Here is a 19,044-nt window from a genome sequence, read left to right as displayed (position 1 = left end):
GGAATCGAAATTGCAGCTACTTCTGCAGTTTGCCGCAGTGCTGCTAGGCAGCTTCGTGGTGGCGTTCGGGGTGGACGCCTTTCTGGCGCCATACCGGCTGATCGACGGCGGGTTTATCGGGATCGGTCTTCTGCTGAATTATCATTTTGGAATATTGCCGGGTTTGACGGTTTTGCTTATTAGCACGCCGGTTTTTATCGGCGTTTTTTTTTACGACAGAACTTTGTTTCTGAACGCCGTGAACGGACTGCTGATCACCTCGCTGCTGATCGACGTTATGTCTCCAGTCGCCGGCTGGTTCCGGCTCGGTATGCCCGCCCATGCTCTTCTGGGCGGATGGCTGATCGGGATGGGAGTAGGGACGATGCTCGCATACCGGACAAACTCGGGCGGAACGGACCTGCTCGGCCAAATTGCGGCCGACCGGACGGGGATCCCCGCGGCTGTATTCATCCTGCTGTTCGACGTGGCCGTGCTGATGGCCGGGCTTCAAGTAATCGGCTTCGACCGCACGATCTTCTCGCTCCTCACGATTCTCATCGTATTCGCCGCGACATGGCGTTACTCGAGACGCAAGCCTTTAGGAAGAAGTATCCATGTTTACATGAAAAAAAATTGACGAAATTTAGGTCTTGGGATAGAGTGAAAAACGACATGCGGCGGGACATTTCGGCATTCGGTCCCGGTCGGCACGGACCTTTGGACGACCGGATCCTATATACAGGTTCGGGAAACTCGAGTATAATTAAAAAAAGTCATTTATTGGTTTCCTGGACAAGCTGCCGCCACCGAGCGGTCCTGCTTCGCGCCGGGAAGGAACTGTCGCATATTTTCGCTGGGTGAAGCGGAGAAACTCCTAGAATTTTGTCGAAAGGGGACTCTATGTAATGAAGGCCGAGTACATCAACCCGTTTCTGGAGTCAGCAAGAATCGTACTGGAGCAACTGATCAACGTGCGTCCGACAACCGGCCAACTCGGGATTAAAGACGTCAAATTCGTGGAAAACCACATTTGGATCAAGATCGGGATGTCGGGACAAATGCAGGGCGACATCGTGTTCGGACTTCACGAGGAAGTGGCGCTGAAGCTCGTATCCGCGATGATGGGCGGATTTTCGGTCACGCAGATGGACGAGATGTCGCAAAGCGCGATTTCCGAGCTCGGCAACATGATCAGCGGCAATGCCAGTACGATCTTGTATAATCAAGGGGTGCGCGTCGATATTACCCCGCCGAAGCTGATCCAGACCGAAGCGGCCGCAGGCTTCACGCCGACGAAAGCGCTCACGATCCCGCTCATGATGGAGCAGATCGGTCAACTGGACATCAAAGTGCTTATTTCGTAATGACGGCGTTCCCGAAAACATGTACATACCAGGCGGAGAGGGTGCGAGAGCAGCCTCTTTTTTCGTAGCATTCGGATCGGCATCGAAGCAACGGCTACGCTTTGTGGGGGGTTCGTAAATTCCGGAGGTCCCCGCAAAGTACCTGGATCGGCATCGAAGCAAAGGCTCCACTTTGTGGGGTAGTGAAAGGGTGAAATGCGCATGAGCAGCTGGAACGGCAAAGTGGTCGCGATCACGGGGGCTTCAAGCGGAATCGGGGCGAAGACGGCCACGCTCGTCGCGGAACGGGGCGGCATACCGCTATTGATGGCACGCAGCCGCGCGAAGCTGGAGGAGCTTGCCGGACGATTGGGCGGCCGATGCGAAGCATACGAGCTGGACGTGTCGTCGACCGGATCGGTCGAAGCCGTCTTCGATCGCGTGAACGAGAAGCACGGCCGGGTGGACGTACTGATCAACAATGCGGGCTTCGGCTTGTTCGGACGGTTCGAGCAAGCGTCGATTGACGATTTCGAGAAGATGATGAACGTGAACTATATGGGCATCGTCCGCTGTACGAAAGCGGTGCTCCCGCATATGCTCGCCCGGGGCTCGGGAAATATCGTCAACATCGCCTCGCTCGCGGGAAAGATCGGCACGGCGAAATCGACCGGCTATTCCGCCACGAAGCATGCGGTACTAGGGCTTACGAACAGCTTGCGGCAAGAATTGGCCGGAACCGGCATCACCGTGACGGCGATCAATCCCGGACCGGTGGACACGCCCTTCTTCGACATGGCGGACCCGTCGGGCAGTTACGTTGCTAACGTCAAGAAGCTCATGCTTACGCCGGACCGGGTGGCCGAAGCGATTGTGCGCGCCGTGGAGCGGAACCGGGCGGAGGTCGATTTGCCGGGCATCGCCGGCTTCGGCGCGAAGCTGTTCCACTTGTTCCCGCGAACATTCGAGCGGGTCAGCCGGCGATTTCTCAATTTGAAGTGAAATACAGCACCAAACCGATAATCGACGCCCAGATCGGAAGACTGAACAAAGTCCCCCACAGCAATCCGGCCATCGCGCTGCCATCTTTATCGTGCATACCTTTTCGCTCCTTTGGAAGTAAGGTTCCTTAGGGTTACATTCCTTCTATTGGTCAGTATGCTCGAAGACGTTTCATTCAAAACATGTAGATGCGGGAATATAGGGACAGGATATGCGGAAGAAACCGGAGCGGTGCATGGCTTGTTCGTTTGTGGGTTTTCGGTCCTGGAGGAGCACAAAGACCTTCCGTTAACTCGCGGAAGGTCTTTGTGCTCCTATCAGATTGTTTAAGTTCTTTACCGAACTAAAGCGAAAGGGTGGCCCTTTTCATGGGGAATTTGGAAATGGGCTTGAACGAACCAAACTTCCCTATTACTGAACTCTATTGCGCTATTTGCACATCAGATGGCCGAATATAGCGAATAACGAACCCCATTTCACTATTACCAAACATAAGTTCAGTAATAGTTACTCTAGGTTCATTGTTCCTCCAATTACCGAGAAGTGGAGCCAAATAGCGCAGAGAAGTTCACTAATAAACAAATATGGTTCATTCATGACGAAGGGTCCTTTGGGAGTAGAAGTCACTACGAAATAACTTCACTCTCCCAACGCACTAAAGTTTGGTTTGCTTGACCGTCCGGGCGTTTTTTCGACGGATTTTCTTATCCGGACTGCGGCTATTCGCCTTGCTCCTTGGAAGGCTTCGCCGTTTCGGAGCGCTCGGCGCGCAGCGCTTCGTTCAAGCTTTTGATTTCTTCGAACAGCTTGCGAATTTCCTGCTTCGCCTCGGGATGGCTTTGGTTCCAATGGCTTGCGAGCGCGGGCATCGATTTGTGGATATGATTGTAGATCGCCCACTTCTTTACTTTCTCGACGGTCTCGAGGTTTGCTTTGCCGGTCAGCAGCTCTGCGAATTTCTCTACCAGCGCTTCAAATTCGCGGTCAAATACGGGATTCATAACAGCAGACAACCTTTCCGCTAGATATTACCTTCAGTCTACTTAAAACGGCTGTCCGTTGTCAAAGCACGGCGGACATAAACATCCTTTATCACAAATTCGATTCACATGCAGGGCATGCTAAATAAGATAACTGAGGAAGCGGGGAAGCGGAAATGTCCCAATATACGGAAGCCGATGGAACGATTATAGAGCGGGAACAGCTTCCCGACCCGGCCGAAGGGATTCGGCTGGAGAAGCTGACCTATTGGAGTCAAGGTTTGAAGGTCAAAGGATATTTATGCGTGCCGGTATCGGCGGAGCCGCTACCGGGTCTCGTTTACTGCCGCGGCGGCATTCGTAACGTTGGCATGGTCCGCATTCCGCGAATCGTTACGCTGGCCAGGCGCGGGTACGCCGTCTTCGCCCCGTTCTACAGAGGCAACGATGGCGGAGAGGGGCGGGAAGACTTTGGCGGGGAGGACCGGCACGACCTGTATAACGGCATTCGGCTGCTGCGCTCGCTGCCGGAGACGAACTCGGAGCGGATACCGCTCATCGGCTTCTCCAGAGGAGCGATCATGGCGCTTCTCGCCGCCAAGGAGTGCGAAGGGATCGGCCCTGTAGTCGTCTGGGGCGGAGTCAGCGACCTGCTGCTGACGTACGAGGAGCGGGTCGATTTGCGCCGGATGCTGAAGCGCGTCGTCGGCCACCCGAGAAAGGACGAGGAGGCATACCGCAGCCGCTCGCCGATATGCTGGGCCGGTCAAATCGGCTCGCCCGTCCTGATCATACACGGGTCCGAGGACGAGCACGTGGGCGTGGAGCATGCGTACCGGCTTGCGAAAGCGATGGAAACGGCCGGCAAGCCGGTGACGATGAACATTTATCACGGAAGGGCGCATGTGTTCCCGCGGGAAGAAGACGAGAGCGTGCTGGATACGATTTTCGGCTGGATCTCCCATTGACAGGACAATAAAACGCGGTCTATAATTTAAACAGTTTAAATATTAAATTATGAAAACAATTACCGCAATCGGAGGTGAAATGATTTTGGGGACCGGTTCGGAAGGATATGTCGATCGTTTCCATTCCGCGATGGAGTCTTTCAAACGCAAATTGATTCAGGAATTTTCCGGCAAGCTGCAGTTCGGGTTAACGCCGCCGCAATTTTTCATGCTGCACATGATCAAGGATAAGGGACCGTGCAAAGCAACCGCATTGGCCGAGCAGATGGAGGTGAAGCCGAGCGCCATTACCGTCATGATCGACCGGCTGGTCAATCACGGGCTCGTGGAGCGCCGCCATGACGACAAGGACCGCCGCGTCGTGCTCATTCAGCTTACGGAGCAAGGTAAGCAGGCGCTCGTTCAGATGGAGCGGATCCGCCGGGAAATCGCAAGCCGCTATTTCGAGAAAATCGATGCGCACGAAGCGGAGCAATTGTTGAACATTCTGGAGAAGCTTACGAAATAATAAAAAAACAGAGAGAACTATAAGGAGGAGCAAGAGTGGAAACTGTACGGGAAAACCCGCTTAACGAGGAGCAGCCAATGCAGCGCCGCGGACTGCTGATACTCGGTCTGATGATCGCGATGCTGTTCGGAGCGCTCGACCAGACGATCGTCGGTACCGCCATGCCGCGCATCGTCGGCGAGTTGGGCGGCTTGGGCCTGATGGCTTGGCTGACTACGGCGTACATGCTGACCTCTACGGTCGTCGTGCCGATCGCCGGCAAGCTCGCCGACTTGATTGGCCGCAAAGTCGTTTACGTCACCGGTCTTGTCATATTTATTGGCGCGTCCGCCTTGTGCGGGATGGCTCAAGGCATGACGGAGCTTATTATTTTCCGCGCCTTGCAAGGGATAGGCGGAGGCATCATGATGCCGATGGCCATGATCATCATCGGCGACATCTTCACGGGCAAGGAGCGGGCCAAATGGCAAGGGGTGTTCGGCGGCTTGTTCGGCTTATCGTCCGTCATCGGTCCTCAGGTGGGCGGCTGGCTGGTCGATTCGTTGAACTGGCGCTGGGTGTTCTACATCAACCTGCCGGTCGGGGTGCTCGCGACGATCCTGATCGCCATGGCGCTGCCGAAGCATAAGGCGCAAGGCAAAGTCGTATTCGACATCCCGGGCATGGCGACGATGATCGTCGGCGTAGTCAGCCTGCTGCTCGCGCTGACGTTCGGCGGAGTCGATTACGCTTGGGGCTCATGGCAAATTGTCGGATTGTTCGGTTTGGCTGCAGTAGCTCTTACCGCGTTCGGCATCATCGAATCGAAGGCGAAGGAGCCGATTTTGCCGATCCGGTTGTTCAAAAATCGTGTATTCAGCTCGATTAACGCAGTCGGCTTCCTGATGTCGGTCGGCATGTTCGGGGCGATCATGTTCGTGCCGCTGTTCATGCAGGGCATCGTCGGGGTAAGCGCATCGGCGTCGGGAACGATCATGACGCCGCTTATGATCACGATGATCATTACGAGCGTAATCGGCGGTCAGATCGTCTACAAGATCGGCGTAAGGGTACAAATCATGATCGGGATGATCGTCATGGCGGGAGGCTTCATTTTCCTGACGAACATGGGGCTCCATACGACAAAGCTGGGCGCATCCGGCATCATGGTCGTGCTCGGGATCGGTATGGGGCTTGTTATGCCGATATTGACGCTCGCTCTTCAGGACAGCTTTCCGAAGTCGGAGCTTGGCGTCGTGACGTCGTCCAGCCAGTTTTTCCGGTCGATCGGGGGAACGTTCGGGATGACGGTGCTCGGCGCGATTATGAACCATCAATCTTCGAAGTTGCTTACGCATGATTTGGAGCCGGTGTTGAGCACCATGCCCGACCAGTCGGGCATGGTGGCCGATATGACCGCCAAAATCCACAGCGATCCGCAAAGCTTGTATTCGATGCTGCTCAGTCCGGAAATGCTGGCGAAGCTGCCGAAGGAATTTATCGAGGCAGTATCGCCGATTCTCAAAAGCTCGATGGTCACCGCTCTGCACAGCGTTTTCTGGCTCGGCTTCGCCTTCGTGCTGCTCGGCGCGGTCATGACGCTGTTTATCGGCAAAATCAAGCTGACGGAACGGAAAAAAGGCGAGAAGAGAATGCAGGAGGCTGCTGTACACTAATAATTGGTAAAAACGCTCTTTCGGCCCATTTGTTGGGACGGGGAGCGTTTTTTGCTTCAAAAACATAACTTCGCTAAAGGGTTAAAGCGACGTCCGATCCGAAGCCGTTCTTACCCTATCGGGCTCCCGTAACTGGAAAACATGCCGTTATTTCATCGATTTTTCGCCTCGCGAAAATTATAATGGAAAACCTACAGTACATTTTATCAAATTAGCTTCTTTTCCCCGATTATGACGAATTTAGATGTAGGATTTCCGTTAATGGTCGATATTTGCTCTTTTCTTGTTGCATTTACTTCAGGTTTTCCATTTAGTGGTCGAGGCTATACCCGGATGCATTCATGTTTCCATTACTTATCGAGCGAGCCCCATCGTTCGATTTCCCAGCGTGCCGGCGCTTGCGTACGCGACTGTTGACCGGCCGGCCGATTGAGCGATCTTGCCCATCATCCCTGCGAAGAAATCCGGTGTTTGTCAGCCGCTACCGGGAAGCGGCTTTGTCTTTCTTGGGCCAAATGAAGTAGCTGAGACTCCATAGCAGGTCGATGCCGAGCACGACCGTCCATAGCTTTACGATAGAGAGCAAGGCGGAAGTGCGCTGCCCGTCCCCGACGAACCAAACCATCGCATACAAGATCGCGCATCCGAGCACCCACGCGACAAGATGATGCAGCCACAGCTTCGCTTCATGGCTCGCATGCGCGCGGCCGTGTTTGGGGGAGGGGGCGGGCGGAAGCCCTCCGGCGAACCGGTGGGCGAACCGTTCGTCGGCCCATTTGATCATCCGATGCCCATAGGCGACGGAGACGCCTATATATACGGCTGCCAAGCCGTGAGCGGTATTCGCTGTCGCTCCATTCCGCAAATCGATAACGGTCGCGACGATGAGAACAAGATCGACAAGCGGAGTGAACAGCAGAAGAACGGAGCCCAGTCTCTTCCGCTTCAAAATGTATCGGCTGAACAATCCGGCCAGCACGAACAGCCAGAAGCCGATTTCGCAACCTATAATAAAAGCCATAATCATCGATGGACGCTCCTTTTTTAGTACAGGTGTATTAAAACCAAAATTATTTTAGCACGACTGTATTATGAAAAACAACCGTGCTATAATCGGAGCATGCCGAAAATCGTAGATCATGACAGTCGCCGGGTACAGCTCGCCGAAGCGGCTTGGCGCATTATTCGAACCAAAGGGATAGACGAGGTGTCCGTACGACGCGTCGCGGAGGAAGCCGGGATGTCGCTCGGCTCGCTTCGCCATTATTTTGTTACGCATTCCGAGCTGATCGCTTTCTCCATGAGACTTGTCGCGGACAGGGTCGAGCGCAGGCTGCGGAGCAAGAAGCGGACCGGGGATATCCGACACGATATAGAGACGCTCATCGCGGAGCTTGTTCCGCTCGACGAGGAGCGCGCGGCCGAGTGCGAGGTTTGGTTTGCTTTCGCGGGCAAAGCGGTAGCCGATTCGGCGCTGGGAGCGCTGCTGCGGGAAGTTCACGATGCGCTTCATGCCCTCTTCCGCCAAATAACGGACGAGCTTATCCGGTTGAACTTGACGAAGCCGGACATCGATCCGGGGCTTGAAGCGAAGAGAATGCACGCGATGGTGGACGGGCTCGTCGTCCATGGGGTAACTTGTCCCGAGCGTCTGACCCGCCAACAAATCAGGGAGGTCGTGTCTTACCACCTGGATCGCATTCTCCGTTAGCCGTTTCACTTCTTGGGGGATTTATACTGGGCTGTTCAAACAGGGGGCTCCCCCAGAAGTAGTCGGAATTCACTTCGAAGCGAATCTTCACTTTTGGGGGAACTTATAGCATCCTGCGCCGGATAAGGCTGGAAGGATGCTTTTTGGCGCACGCCCGAACCGGTTTTGGTGTAAGCGCAACTAATGGACATTTTATAGACTTGTCTTTTAATATCCGTATGCCCTAAGCTTAGGGTAGCAATAATATATTTCGCAAAAACGAAGGGAGTACTTATGAAAACAATTGCCGAATTAGAAGCCAAACTGGCCGAACCTTCCGAGGCGCTTGTCAAGGATATCGCTGCGATCGACGGAGACATTATGCTGCTCGGCATCGGCGGCAAAATGGGTCCGAGTCTGGCGAGACTGGCGCAAAACGCATTGAAGCAAGCGGGCGTTCACAAAAAAATATACGGCGCATCGCGTTTCTCCGATAAGGAACTGAAAGCGGAGCTCGAAGCGGACGGCATCGAGACGATCAGCGTTGACCTGTTGAACGATAACCAGCTCCAGCAATTGCCGGATGTGAAGAACGTTATTTATATGGCGGGCAACAAATTCGGCACTACCGGCAACGAGCATTTCACGTGGGCGATGAACTCGTATTTACCGGGCCGCGTAGCGGAAAAATATAAAAACTCCCGCATCGTCGTATTCTCGACGGGCAACGTATATCCGCTCACTCCGGTATTTTCCGGCGGCGCGACGGAAAGCACGCCTCCGGGAGCGAACGGCGAGTACGGCATGTCCTGCCTCGGCCGCGAGCGCGTGTTCGAAAGCTTCTCCCATAAATACGACATCCCGATGGCGATCTACCGTTTGAACTATGCGATTGACCTCCGTTATGGCGTTCTGCTCGAAATCGCCAAATCGGTCAAAGCCGGCCTTCCTGTCGACGTCACGATGGGCCATGCCAACGTCGTATGGCAAGGCGACGCCAACGAATGGGCGATCCGCTGCTTGAACGTCTGCAGCACGCCGCCGAACGTATTCAACATGTCCGGACCGGAAACGTTGTCTCTCCGCTGGGTTGCGAACGAATTCGCGAAGCGCCTCGGCACGGAAGCGAACATCGTCGGACAAGAATCGGATACCGCGCTGCTCAGCAACTGCTCGAAAGCGCACAAAACGTTCGGATATCCGCGCGTCAGCATCGCGCAAATGCTCGATTGGATCGCCGATTGGGTTGCGGCGGACGGCAAAACTTGGAACAAACCGACCCACTTCCAGGAAAGAGAGGGGAAATATTAAACGATGAGCCGCAAATCATTAAGCCCCGAACAAGTAAAGGCGCTGCACGACGGTCTCGTCATTCCGGCTCAGCCGCTCGCGCTGACTGAGGATCGGAAGCTGGATGCGAGGCATCAGCGGGCGCTGACCCGTTACTATATCGCGGCGGGAGCCGGCGGCGTTGCCGTAGGCGTCCATTCGACGCAGTTCGAAATTCGCGAGCCGCAGCATAATCTGTACGAGCCGGTGCTCCGTCTGGCTGCCGAAGAGGTGGACCGTGCGAAGCTGGATCGTCCTTTCCTGAAAGTGGCCGGCATTTGCGGCCCTACCGCACAAGCGCTGAACGAAGCCGACATTGCGGTTCGGATCGGCTACGACGCCGGTCTGGTCAGCATGGGCGGACTGAAGGATTGGACCGAGGAGCAGCATCTGGAGCGGATCCGCGCCGTTGCCGAGAAAATCCCGGTCATCGGCTTCTACCTGCAGCCATCGGTCGGCGGCCGCATCTTCAGTTTCGATTTCTGGCGTCAACTGGCCGACATCGACGGCGTCATCGCGATCAAGATGGCTCCGTTCAACCGCTATCAGACAATCGACGTCGTGCGTGCGGTGGCTTACTCCAAACGCAGCGACGAGATCGCGCTGTATACGGGGAACGACGATAATATCGTCAACGATTTGCTGACGACGTACCGTTTCAACGTCGACGGCAAGACGGTCGAGAAGAAAATCGTCGGCGGATTGCTCGGCCATTGGTGCGTATGGACGAAAAAAGCGGTCGAGCTGCTTGAGGAAGTCAAGCAAGTTCGGAACGACGCCACAATATCCGCGGACTGGCTGATGCGGAATATCGAAGTGACGGAAACGAACGCCGCCTTCTTCGATCCGGCGCACAATTTCGCCGGCTGCATTCCGGGCATTCACGAGGTGCTGCGCCGTCAAGGGCTCATGAAAGGCACATGGTGCCTGAATCCGCACGAAGTGCTGTCGCCGGGTCAATCGGAGGAGATCGATCGGATGTATCGCGATTATCCGCACTTGAACGACGACGCGTTTGTCCGGGAACATTTGAACGAGTGGCTTGCCGACTGACAATCGCGACAATCGTAAAGCGGACAGTGAAATAGTGCTGTCCGTTTTTGTCCGTTTCGAATAAAATATTGCAAGACGGAGCAGAATGAGGGGTCAGCGAATATGCGATTCAAAGACGTTTTCTCGATTATCGGTCCGGCCATGGTCGGGCCATCGAGCTCGCACACGGCGGGCGCCGTCCGGATCGGACGCGTCGCGCGGCACATTCTCGGCGATTTGCCGGAGAAGGCGGACATATTGTTTTACGGGTCTTTTGCAGATACGTATCGCGGCCATGGCACGGATCTCGCCATCGTGGGCGGCTTGCTCGATTTCGACACCGACGATTCGCGCATCCCCTCTTCGCTCGCGATTGCCGAACAGCTCGGCATAACCATTGCATTTAAAGAGGGAAAAGGTCAATTTCCGCACCCGAATACGGCTAAAGTGATGCTGCGCTGCGGCGAGCGGGAAGTGATCGTAACCGGAGCCTCGATTGGAGGAGGCAACATCGAAGTGTTGGGCGTGAACGAATTCGACGTGAAATTTACCGCGATGTATCCGACTCTCATTTTGTTTCATAACGACCGGCCCGGCATGATCGCCGACGTAACCCGGGTGCTGAGCCGCGAGAACGTCAATATCGGACATATGTCCGTCGACCGGAAAGGGCGCAGCGGAGAAGCGCTCACCGTCATCGATACGGACAGCTCGCTTACGGAGGAACTGATTCGGGAGATCGCGCAGCTGGCGACGGTTCGCGATGTCCGTCTGGTCGACTTGACGGCGAATAGGGGGAGCGATGCACCATGAGATTCCGTACGCTGAAGCAATTGGTCGAGCTGTGCGAGCAGGAAAACAAATCGTTCGGCCGTCTCATGCTGGAGGAGCAGGCCAATGAATCCGGCCGGAGCGAACAGGAAGAATTCCGCAAGATGGCCGACTATTACTCGATCATGAAAGAAGCGGTCCGCAAAGGCTTGACCGAAGATACGACTTCCCGCAGCGGGCTGACCGGACGCGACGCCCAGCGGGTGATGCAATATATGGAAGGGAATGAAGCGTCCGTCGGAGCCGTTGCGGCGGAGGCGATGGCGAACGCCCTTGCCGTGTCCGAAGTAAACGCTTCGATGGGGCGGATCATCGCCACGCCGACGGCCGGTTCGTGCGGGATTATTCCGGGCGTATTCGTCAGCAGCCAGAAGCGGTTCGGCTGGGATGACGATACGATGACGTACGCCTTGTTCGCGGCCGGAGCGATCGGCTACGTCATCGCGAACAACTCGTTCGTCTCGGGCGCCGAGGGCGGCTGCCAGGCGGAGGTCGGCTCGGCGATCGGCATGGCGGCCGGGGCGATGGCGGAGCTCCGCGGAGGTACGCCGGCTCAGGCGGCGCACGCCGTTGGGCTGGCGCTCAAAAATACGCTCGGGCTCATATGCGACCCGGTAGGCGGACTCGTCGAAATCCCGTGCATCGTCCGCAACGGCTTCGGAGCGGTGAACGCGCTCGCGGCTGCGGATATGGCGCTGGCCGGCGTGCGCAGCGTCATTCCTTCGGACGAAGTGATCCAGGTCATGCTGGAGGTCGGGGCCAGCATGCCGGAGAAGCACCGGGAGACGGCGAAGGGCGGGCTCGCCCAGACGCCTACGGGTAAGAAGATCATGGACCAGCTGTACCGGAAAGGCGCGCCGAAGCAAACTTCTGGCGGCGCTGCCGGCAAAGCCTCCGATTCGCAATCGGACAGCGATGAGGGCAAGGACAAGTAGCTGGCTAAGGTTCAGGGCGGAAATAACGTCCAAATGTACCTTATCGCCCGCCCGAAGGCGGTCCATCGGCGAAATAGCGCTCAGATGTACCTTATGGGCGCGCATTTCGGCGGAATCGGCTGTGTACTGAGGCGGAAATAACGTACAAATGCATCTTATTGCCCGCCCAAAGGCGGTCCATCGGCAAAATAACGCTCAAATGTAACTTATGATGCCAAATTTTAGCGAATATGCAGCAGAGTGGAATTGTACAGGCTCCGTTGTTGACGATTTGTCCCGAATGTACGATTATGGTACTGGATAGATCGTTTTCATTTAAGCGGAACCGTTACGAAACGCGATTACGAAAGGGCGATCTTCATGTCACAGGCAACCGCCCTGCAGCCGCTGCTGGCTGCGGGCAAACGGATGGAATCCGAGCTGGTCGAGTTTCGGCGCGATTTGCACCGTTATCCGGAACTGAGCATGCAGGAGTCGGAGACGGCGGCGAAAGTCGCGGAACAATTGCGGGCAATGGGATTCGAAATCAAGACCGGCGTAGGCGGCCACGGCATCGTAGCCGATCTGGCAGGCGCCAAGCCGGGGAAGACGATCGCGCTTCGCGCCGATATGGATGCGCTTCCGATCGAAGAAGAGAGCGGAGAGCCGTTCGCCTCGCAGCGTCCAGGCGTCATGCATGCTTGCGGACACGACGCCCACACGACGATGCTGCTCGGCGCGGCCCGCATTCTGATGGAGCAGAAGGAGCAAATTCAGGGCACCGTCCGCTTCCTGTTCCAATCGGCCGAGGAAATCAACCGCGGCGCCCGGCTCATGATCGAGGAAGGCGCTCTCGACGGCGTCGATGAAATATTCGGGCTGCACAATTTGCCGACGCTCGCGGCCGGCAAAGTCGCTACCCGTTACGGATCGCTGATGGGCTCGGTCGACCGCTTCGAAATATTGCTTACGGGCAAAGGCGGCCACGGCGCGATTCCGGACCAAAGCATCGACCCGGTCGTCGCCGCGTCGGCGATCGTAACCGGATTGCAAACGGCGGTGAGCCGGGAAATATCTCCGTTCGATCCGGTTGTCGTGACAGTCGGAAGCTTGCAGGCGGGCGATACGTACAACGTCATCCCGCACCGCGCCTCGATGGTCGGCACGATCCGGACGTTCGCTCCGCACGTCCAAGCAACGATGAAAGAGCGAATCACCCGCATCGCCGGCCAGATCGCCGAAGCGTACCGGTGCAAGGCCGAGGTCGAATACACCGAGATGACGCCGGTGCTCGTAAGCGCAGACGACTCCGTCGCGCATGTGGAGCGCACCGTCGAAGAGGCGATCGGCGCGGACAACCGGATCGAGGCGGCGCCGACACTCGCCGGGGAAGATTTCTCGCTTTATTTGCAGAAGGTGCCGGGCTGCTTCTTCTGGCTCGGATCCGGTCCTCGTGAAGGAGCGGAGCGCTCGTACGGGCTCCATCATCCGAAATTCCGGATCGAAGAGGAATGCTTGCCTCTCGGGGCTTCCCTTCTTGCGGCCATCGCGTTGAAACGATTAGTATAAGGCTGGAAGCGATTCGCACCCATCGCCGCAGCACAACGATTAATGTCACGTCTGGAGGCTGAACCATGGCCGAAACGAACACGGCTCCGATCGCCAAAGGCATTGCCATCGGGATTATCGGCCCCGAACCGCTCGTCGAGAAAATGAACCATTGCTTGAAAGGGTTCCCGTCGTTCGATCCGATTTCGCGGGTATACAGCCGCGAGGACGAAGCGCCGGAGCTTGCGCGGGAAATGATGGACCATGTGGAGGTCATTTTGTTCTCGGGACCGGTCCCATACAGGCTGGCCGTACAAAAGCTCAATTTCAAAATTCCCGTCCACTATGTCCGGCTGTCGGGTACCGGCCTGTACCGGGCGCTGTTCCGTATCGAAAGGCGATACGGGCTGTCGGAAATGTCGGTCGACACATTGTCCAAGCAGTCGGTCGAGCAGGCTTTCCGCGAGCTTGGAGAAACGTATAAAGGCACGATCCATTATCCCGGCTCCGAATTCGTCTCGAAGGAAGCGCTGATCGATTTCCACGCGGAGCAGTACGAGTCCAATAGAGCGAAAGTAGCTCTTACGAGCGTGGGCTCCGTTTCGGCGGCGCTGACGGAGAAGGGCGTTCCGAACGAATGGGTGTTGCCGACCGATCAGGACATCATCGTCTCGCTCGAACGTTCGCTATTGTCCACGGAGACGCGCCGCAGCAACGAATCGCAAATCGTGGCCGGTTTTATTCATGTGGACGAATTCGACCGGCTGGCGAAGAAGAAAACGTCGGAGCACGAGGTGCAGCGGCTCAAGCTGGACATTCACCGGATGCTGCTCGGTTACGTAGAATCGTTGGACGGACATTTGACGCATTTGGGCGGCAACGAATATTTGTTCATTACGACCCGCGGCATATTCGAGAGGGAGACGGGCGGCTACAAGTCGATTCCGCTCGCCCGGGTCGTGGAGAAATATTACGGGCTCAGCTTAAGCATCGGCATCGGGTTCGGCCGTTCGGCCAATGAAGCCGGCACGCACGCCAGACTGGCGCTGCGCAACTCGAAGGAAAGCGGAGGCGACATCTGCTTCATCGTCCGCGAGGACAAAAGCGTGATCGGACCGCTCGAGATGACGCACCCGCACGAATACGACTTGTCGCTGATCGATGCGAACCTGCTGAAGCGCGCCGAGGAAGCGGGCTTGACGTCGGGCTATTTAAGCAAGCTCGTCGCCCACGTTACCCGTTTCGGCAAGACGGATTATACGGCCCAGGAGCTGGCGAACGTGCTCGACGTTACGGTGCGCAGCACGCACCGGTTTCTGCTCGCTTGGCTGGATTCCGGCCTGATCGAAATTATCGGCGAGGAGAAGGGCAAGTCGAAGGGCCGGCCGAAGCAAATATACAGGCTGTCGTTCTTAAGCGAGCTCGTCAGGTAACATCTGGGTAAAACCGGGAAACATCGAAAAAAAAGACGAACCCGATCGAAAGAAAAGGCAATATTTCCGCTCCCGCTCTTGGTATAGTACTTAGAGGAACGGGCTTCGCGCGAATGCGAAGCATCGGACAATACGGATGAGGAGGTGCGTTCCATGTCGAACGCATTGAAAATCGGGATTATCGGATTGGATACGTCCCACGTTACCGCTTTTACCCAGCTGCTGAACGATTCTACCCATACGTACCATGTATCGGGCGGTAAAGTTGTCGTTGCCTATCCGGGCGGCTCCCCGGATTTCGATTTGAGCATTTCCCGGGTGCAAGGCTTTACCGACAAGCTGCGCGACGAGCACGGCGTCCAAATCGTCGACTCGGTGGAGGCGGTCGCCGAGCTGAGCGATGCCATTCTTCTTGAGTCGGTGGACGGTCGCGTCCATTTGGAGCAGTTTGCGAAAATCGCGCCTTACGGCAAACCGGTATTCATCGACAAGCCGCTTGCGGTCAATTCCGACGACGCCAAGCAAATCGCAGCGCTCGCCGCGAAGCACGGCATCGCTATCATGAGCACGTCCGCGCTCCGTTATGCGGAAGGCTTGACGCAAGTATTGGCTAACGCCGAGAAGGGCGCTGTCATCGGAGTTGACGCTTACGGTCCGATGGCCATTCAGCCGACGCAGCCGGGCTACTACTGGTACGGCATTCATACGGTGGAGATGGTGTTTGCCGTACTCGGCAAAGATTGTCTCGACGTCACGGTCACGACGAACGACGACTACGATGTAATCGTCGGACGGTGGGCTGATGGAAGAATCGCAACGGTACGCGGCAACCGGAAAGGCAATAACCAGTTCGGGGCGACTGTCCATCGCGAGAAGGGCAGCCAGTTCGTGGATGTGTATTCGCATCCGAAGCCGTACTATGCGAGCCTGCTCGAGCGGATCGTACCGATGTTCAAGGGCGAAGGCGCCGCTATCGATTTCGACGAAACGATCGCGGTCATCCGGTTCATCGAAGCGGCGAACGAAAGCCGTACGAACGGCAAAACGGTTGCCTTGTAATAGATAGGAAGCGGGAGGCGGGAGTTCGATTACCCGCCTTTCACCATACATAAGGATGCCGAAGCGGGATAGCAGTGTTTTGCAGCTCTTATTTATCGATAATTGGGCAAGATGCCGGAATTAAGAGACGCTAGGAGCTCTTATTCGAGGCTGATTATGCCGTTTCTCACGCAGTTGCTTGAAATAAGATGCTTATGTCCGCGAGGACTTGCGGAATAACTGTAAATTCAGCGAATTTACAGGGTGAGCCTCTTTCATCTCTTATTCTCGGAAAAATAGGCAATCTCGATAAATAAGAGCTGCCAGAGACTCTTATCGAAACAAATCTATCATGATCGCTCGGGGGGCCTCAATGAGCTATTCGCTGGAGCAATTGAAACGCGACGGAGTACCGAAGCTGCTGAACGGGATAACCGACCGGGCCGGCTGGGAAACGAAGCGGCAAACGATTAGGCAACGATGGCTGGACTTCATCGGCGGGCTCCCTCCGTCGGTTCCGCTTAAGTACGAGGTGCTGTCGGAAACCGAGGAAGAGCGGCATGTCCGGCTTCATCTCCGCTATGATACGCTGGACGGGGACACGGTGACGGCTTTCCTGCTCGTACCGAAAAAGAATGCGGCCGGAAAGCTGCCCGCCATAATGGCGCTTCACCCGACGGCAAACGAAGGCAAGGTGGATACGGCCACCCCGCAAGGGCGGCATAACCGGCGTTATGGCGCGGACTTGGCGGACCGGGGCTATGTGGTGCTCGCGCCCGATACGATTACGGCAGGGGAGCGGGTCTACGAAGGAGCGTCGCCATACCAGACGGCGCCTTTCTACGAGCGCTATCCGGAATGGACCGCGGTTGCGAAAATGTTGGCCGACCATAGGCAAGGCGTCGACTTGCTCGTATCGCTCGATTACGTCGATGAGGACCGGATCGGCGCGATCGGGCACTCGCTTGGCGGCTACAATGCGATATTCCTCGCCGGGGTCGACGAGCGGATACGGGCCGTCGTGTCGAGCTGCGGCTTCGCTACGTTTACCGGCGACCCGAATCCGAACCGCTGGGGGCGGAGAGATTGGTTTACGCATATTCCGGCGGTCACCGACTTCCTTGCGCAGGGGAGCGTGCCGTTCGAGTGGCACGAGATCGCGGCTTTGGCGGCGCCGACGCCTTTATTCAACTGGAGCGGACAGGCGGATAAAATATTCCCGCATTGGGAGCCGATTGCCGAAGCGATGCGCGATTTGCACGCCTTGTACGATTGGCTCGGTGTGCCGGAACGCATGTTTTCTTTCGACGGTACGAGCGCGCACGATTTTCCCGCTCCGGTGCAGGCCGCCGCTTATCATTTTCTGGACATGTGGTTGAACCGGGTTGAACGACATGGGGAGGGATAGTTGAAATGTCTGAGCAGCTTCAATCGAACGGACAGTTGAAAGCGGTTTTCCCATTGGACGGCGACATGCTGAACGAATACGACGGCGAGGTCCGTGACGGCAGGCTGCACATTACGGTCGAGATCGCGGGGCCGGCCGGCCGCAGCATAACCGTCAACGGCGTCGAAGCCTTGCTGCGGGACGGCGCTTATTATGCGGAGATCACCTTGGACGGATACAGCAACACGATCGCGATCGCCGATAAAGACGCCGGCAGCAGCTCGAGCATCGTTGTATACTGGCTCAAGCATGCGGTTAACAAATACCGGATTTCGGTGGACGACAACATATGGTTTCTGAAAGATATTGCGGAGCACCAGCACGAGTACCGTTCCATCTTCGATAATCCGTACCTTGCCATGTACAAGGAAGTACACGATGCATACGGGACGAAAGTACAGTTTAACATCTATTACCAGACCGAAGGCTTCAACCTATCGCAAATGCCGGACAAGTACAAGGAAGAATGGAAGGCGAACTCGGATTGGCTCCGTTTGACGTTCCATGCTCTGCAGAACGATCCGGACAAACCTTATATCAACGCCGGGGCGGACGAAGTATTGAGGGACTGCGAGCGGGTGACCGAACAGATCATCCGGTTTGGGGGGGAGGAGCTTCTCGATCCGGTTACGACGATCCATTGGGGAGAGGCCACCCGCGAAGGATGTAGGGCGTTTAGGAAGTTCGGCTTTCGCGGCTTGGCCGGTTATTTCTGGATTGTGGACGGCAAGCCGGTCGTCTCCTATTACTTGGACATCGACCAGACTGCGCATGTGAACGGACGGGATTTCTGGAAAGACCACAGCGAGGATCTCGTTTTTATGAAAATCGATGCGGTATTGGACCGGCTGAAGCTGGACGAGATCGTTCCCGAATTGGATCGGGTCAAGTCCCGCCCCCATGAAGCGGGCTTTATCGAGATTCTGATTCACGAGCAGTACTATTATCCGCATTACAAGGCCTACCAGCCGGACTACCGGAACAAGCTGATGACGACGGCCAAATGGGCGACGGAAAACGGATACTCGCCGGCATTCTTGAGCGAGTGTATCGACTAGCGGCAAATGAAAAAGATCCCATCCGGACGCGTTGTCCGAACGGGATCTTTTTTGACATATCTTCTTGAACGATCCAAACTTCACTATTACTGAACTCTAATGCGCTATTCACTTAGCCAGGGGGGCATATACAGCGAATAGTAAACCAAATTTCATTAATACATTTAAGCCCCATAATTGGAATGGAGTCATCATAGTGAACTCATGTACACTATAGATGAGGGGGGGCGAACAACATGAAAAAGAACAGCATCTACGAAGAACTCCGACTGAAAGTAGCACAAGA

General features: G+C 56.0%; 18 protein-coding genes. 16 read left to right on the top strand and 2 right to left on the bottom strand.

Going from position 1 to position 19,044, the window contains the following annotated elements:
* Positions 1–10: 10 nt before the first annotated feature.
* The 3 genes from FE783_RS33055 to FE783_RS33045 all read left to right on the top strand — a co-directional run bounded on the left by FE783_RS33055 (position 11) and on the right by FE783_RS33045 (position 2,327).
* The gene (locus tag FE783_RS33055; RefSeq protein WP_138883673.1) at positions 11–619 is read left to right on the top strand and encodes a YitT family protein; all 609 of its coding nucleotides are present in this window, start codon (positions 11–13) and stop codon (positions 617–619) included.
* A gap of 268 nt (positions 620–887) precedes the next feature.
* The gene (locus FE783_RS33050) at positions 888–1,346 is read left to right on the top strand and encodes a chemotaxis protein CheX (protein ID WP_138883672.1); all 459 of its coding nucleotides are present in this window, start codon (positions 888–890) and stop codon (positions 1,344–1,346) included.
* Positions 1,347–1,547: 201 nt separating this feature from the next.
* Positions 1,548–2,327, top strand: a complete 780-nt coding sequence (locus tag FE783_RS33045; protein WP_202916303.1) for an SDR family NAD(P)-dependent oxidoreductase — start codon at positions 1,548–1,550, stop codon at positions 2,325–2,327.
* A 719-nt stretch (positions 2,328–3,046) separates the two neighbouring features.
* On the opposite strand, the gene FE783_RS33040 is transcribed toward FE783_RS33045, so the two are convergent.
* The gene (locus FE783_RS33040) at positions 3,047–3,328 is read right to left on the bottom strand and encodes a DUF2573 family protein (protein ID WP_138883670.1); all 282 of its coding nucleotides are present in this window, start codon (positions 3,326–3,328) and stop codon (positions 3,047–3,049) included.
* A gap of 155 nt (positions 3,329–3,483) precedes the next feature.
* Between FE783_RS33040 and FE783_RS33035 the strand changes: the two genes are divergently transcribed.
* From FE783_RS33035 to FE783_RS33025, 3 genes are all read left to right on the top strand, one after another.
* Positions 3,484–4,275, top strand: a complete 792-nt coding sequence (locus tag FE783_RS33035; protein WP_138883669.1) for an alpha/beta hydrolase family protein — start codon at positions 3,484–3,486, stop codon at positions 4,273–4,275.
* A gap of 85 nt (positions 4,276–4,360) precedes the next feature.
* On the top strand, positions 4,361–4,783 hold the full coding sequence (locus FE783_RS33030) for a MarR family winged helix-turn-helix transcriptional regulator (protein ID WP_158302171.1): 423 nt from the start codon (positions 4,361–4,363) through the stop codon (positions 4,781–4,783).
* 77 nt (positions 4,784–4,860) lie between these two features.
* Positions 4,861–6,438 (top strand): MDR family MFS transporter, encoded by a 1,578-nt coding sequence (locus FE783_RS33025; RefSeq protein ID WP_138883703.1) that lies wholly within the window; start codon positions 4,861–4,863, stop codon positions 6,436–6,438.
* A 481-nt stretch (positions 6,439–6,919) separates the two neighbouring features.
* Here the strand turns inward: FE783_RS33025 and FE783_RS33020 are convergent, their stop codons facing one another.
* On the bottom strand, positions 6,920–7,465 hold the full coding sequence (locus tag FE783_RS33020) for a hypothetical protein (RefSeq protein ID WP_138883667.1): 546 nt from the start codon (positions 7,463–7,465) through the stop codon (positions 6,920–6,922).
* 93 nt (positions 7,466–7,558) lie between these two features.
* Between FE783_RS33020 and FE783_RS33015 the strand changes: the two genes are divergently transcribed.
* From FE783_RS33015 to FE783_RS32970, 10 genes are all read left to right on the top strand, one after another.
* Positions 7,559–8,149: a TetR/AcrR family transcriptional regulator gene (locus tag FE783_RS33015; protein WP_138883666.1), complete on the top strand. Its 591-nt coding sequence runs from the start codon at positions 7,559–7,561 to the stop codon at positions 8,147–8,149.
* A 273-nt stretch (positions 8,150–8,422) separates the two neighbouring features.
* On the top strand, positions 8,423–9,439 hold the full coding sequence (locus FE783_RS33010) for an NAD-dependent epimerase/dehydratase family protein (protein WP_138883665.1): 1,017 nt from the start codon (positions 8,423–8,425) through the stop codon (positions 9,437–9,439).
* A gap of 3 nt (positions 9,440–9,442) precedes the next feature.
* Positions 9,443–10,510: a dihydrodipicolinate synthase family protein gene (locus tag FE783_RS33005; RefSeq protein ID WP_138883664.1), complete on the top strand. Its 1,068-nt coding sequence runs from the start codon at positions 9,443–9,445 to the stop codon at positions 10,508–10,510.
* Between the two features lie 102 nt (positions 10,511–10,612).
* On the top strand, positions 10,613–11,302 hold the full coding sequence (gene sdaAB, locus FE783_RS33000) for an L-serine ammonia-lyase, iron-sulfur-dependent subunit beta (protein ID WP_138883663.1): 690 nt from the start codon (positions 10,613–10,615) through the stop codon (positions 11,300–11,302).
* On the top strand, positions 11,299–12,255 hold the full coding sequence (gene sdaAA, locus FE783_RS32995) for an L-serine ammonia-lyase, iron-sulfur-dependent, subunit alpha (RefSeq protein WP_138883662.1): 957 nt from the start codon (positions 11,299–11,301) through the stop codon (positions 12,253–12,255). Before sdaAB ends, sdaAA begins: the two co-directional genes overlap by 4 nt.
* A 360-nt stretch (positions 12,256–12,615) precedes the next feature.
* The gene (locus FE783_RS32990; protein WP_138883661.1) at positions 12,616–13,803 is read left to right on the top strand and encodes a M20 metallopeptidase family protein; all 1,188 of its coding nucleotides are present in this window, start codon (positions 12,616–12,618) and stop codon (positions 13,801–13,803) included.
* A gap of 65 nt (positions 13,804–13,868) precedes the next feature.
* Entirely contained in the window at positions 13,869–15,215 is a 1,347-nt protein-coding gene (locus tag FE783_RS32985; RefSeq protein ID WP_138883660.1) for a helix-turn-helix domain-containing protein, read from the top strand.
* Between the two features lie 153 nt (positions 15,216–15,368).
* Positions 15,369–16,274, top strand: a complete 906-nt coding sequence (locus FE783_RS32980; RefSeq protein WP_138883659.1) for a Gfo/Idh/MocA family protein — start codon at positions 15,369–15,371, stop codon at positions 16,272–16,274.
* Positions 16,275–16,626: 352 nt separating this feature from the next.
* Entirely contained in the window at positions 16,627–17,661 is a 1,035-nt protein-coding gene (locus FE783_RS32975; RefSeq protein WP_138883658.1) for an alpha/beta hydrolase family protein, read from the top strand.
* 5 nt (positions 17,662–17,666) lie between these two features.
* Positions 17,667–18,758, top strand: a complete 1,092-nt coding sequence (locus FE783_RS32970) for a hypothetical protein (RefSeq protein ID WP_138883657.1) — start codon at positions 17,667–17,669, stop codon at positions 18,756–18,758.
* Positions 18,759–19,044: the final 286 nt, after the last annotated feature.

This window comes from Paenibacillus mesophilus (assembly GCF_005938385.1).
Classification (GTDB): Bacteria; Bacillota; Bacilli; order Paenibacillales; family NBRC-103111; genus Paenibacillus_AB; species Paenibacillus_AB mesophilus.
Note: the sequence above shows the minus strand (reverse complement) of the source record. Positions and strands in the feature narration are given on the sequence as shown.

What these genes read in the sequence shown, in the direction of transcription:
- FE783_RS33050 (WP_138883672.1), top strand. Translation starts at nt 888, where the DNA reads ATGAAGGCCGAGTACATCAACCCGTTTCTGGAGTCAGCAAGAATCGTA.
- FE783_RS33045 (WP_202916303.1), top strand. Translation starts at nt 1,548, where the DNA reads ATGAGCAGCTGGAACGGCAAAGTGGTCGCGATCACGGGGGCTTCAAGC.
- FE783_RS33040 (WP_138883670.1), bottom strand. Translation starts at nt 3,328, where the DNA reads ATGAATCCCGTATTTGACCGCGAATTTGAAGCGCTGGTAGAGAAATTC.
- FE783_RS33035 (WP_138883669.1), top strand. Translation starts at nt 3,484, where the DNA reads ATGTCCCAATATACGGAAGCCGATGGAACGATTATAGAGCGGGAACAG.
- FE783_RS33025 (WP_138883703.1), top strand. Translation starts at nt 4,861, where the DNA reads ATGCAGCGCCGCGGACTGCTGATACTCGGTCTGATGATCGCGATGCTG.
- FE783_RS33020 (WP_138883667.1), bottom strand. Translation starts at nt 7,465, where the DNA reads ATGATTATGGCTTTTATTATAGGTTGCGAAATCGGCTTCTGGCTGTTC.
- FE783_RS33015 (WP_138883666.1), top strand. Translation starts at nt 7,559, where the DNA reads ATGCCGAAAATCGTAGATCATGACAGTCGCCGGGTACAGCTCGCCGAA.
- FE783_RS33010 (WP_138883665.1), top strand. Translation starts at nt 8,423, where the DNA reads ATGAAAACAATTGCCGAATTAGAAGCCAAACTGGCCGAACCTTCCGAG.
- FE783_RS33005 (WP_138883664.1), top strand. Translation starts at nt 9,443, where the DNA reads ATGAGCCGCAAATCATTAAGCCCCGAACAAGTAAAGGCGCTGCACGAC.
- sdaAB (WP_138883663.1), top strand. Translation starts at nt 10,613, where the DNA reads ATGCGATTCAAAGACGTTTTCTCGATTATCGGTCCGGCCATGGTCGGG.
- sdaAA (WP_138883662.1), top strand. Translation starts at nt 11,299, where the DNA reads ATGAGATTCCGTACGCTGAAGCAATTGGTCGAGCTGTGCGAGCAGGAA.
- FE783_RS32990 (WP_138883661.1), top strand. Translation starts at nt 12,616, where the DNA reads ATGTCACAGGCAACCGCCCTGCAGCCGCTGCTGGCTGCGGGCAAACGG.
- FE783_RS32985 (WP_138883660.1), top strand. Translation starts at nt 13,869, where the DNA reads ATGGCCGAAACGAACACGGCTCCGATCGCCAAAGGCATTGCCATCGGG.
- FE783_RS32980 (WP_138883659.1), top strand. Translation starts at nt 15,369, where the DNA reads ATGTCGAACGCATTGAAAATCGGGATTATCGGATTGGATACGTCCCAC.
- FE783_RS32975 (WP_138883658.1), top strand. Translation starts at nt 16,627, where the DNA reads ATGAGCTATTCGCTGGAGCAATTGAAACGCGACGGAGTACCGAAGCTG.
- FE783_RS32970 (WP_138883657.1), top strand. Translation starts at nt 17,667, where the DNA reads ATGTCTGAGCAGCTTCAATCGAACGGACAGTTGAAAGCGGTTTTCCCA.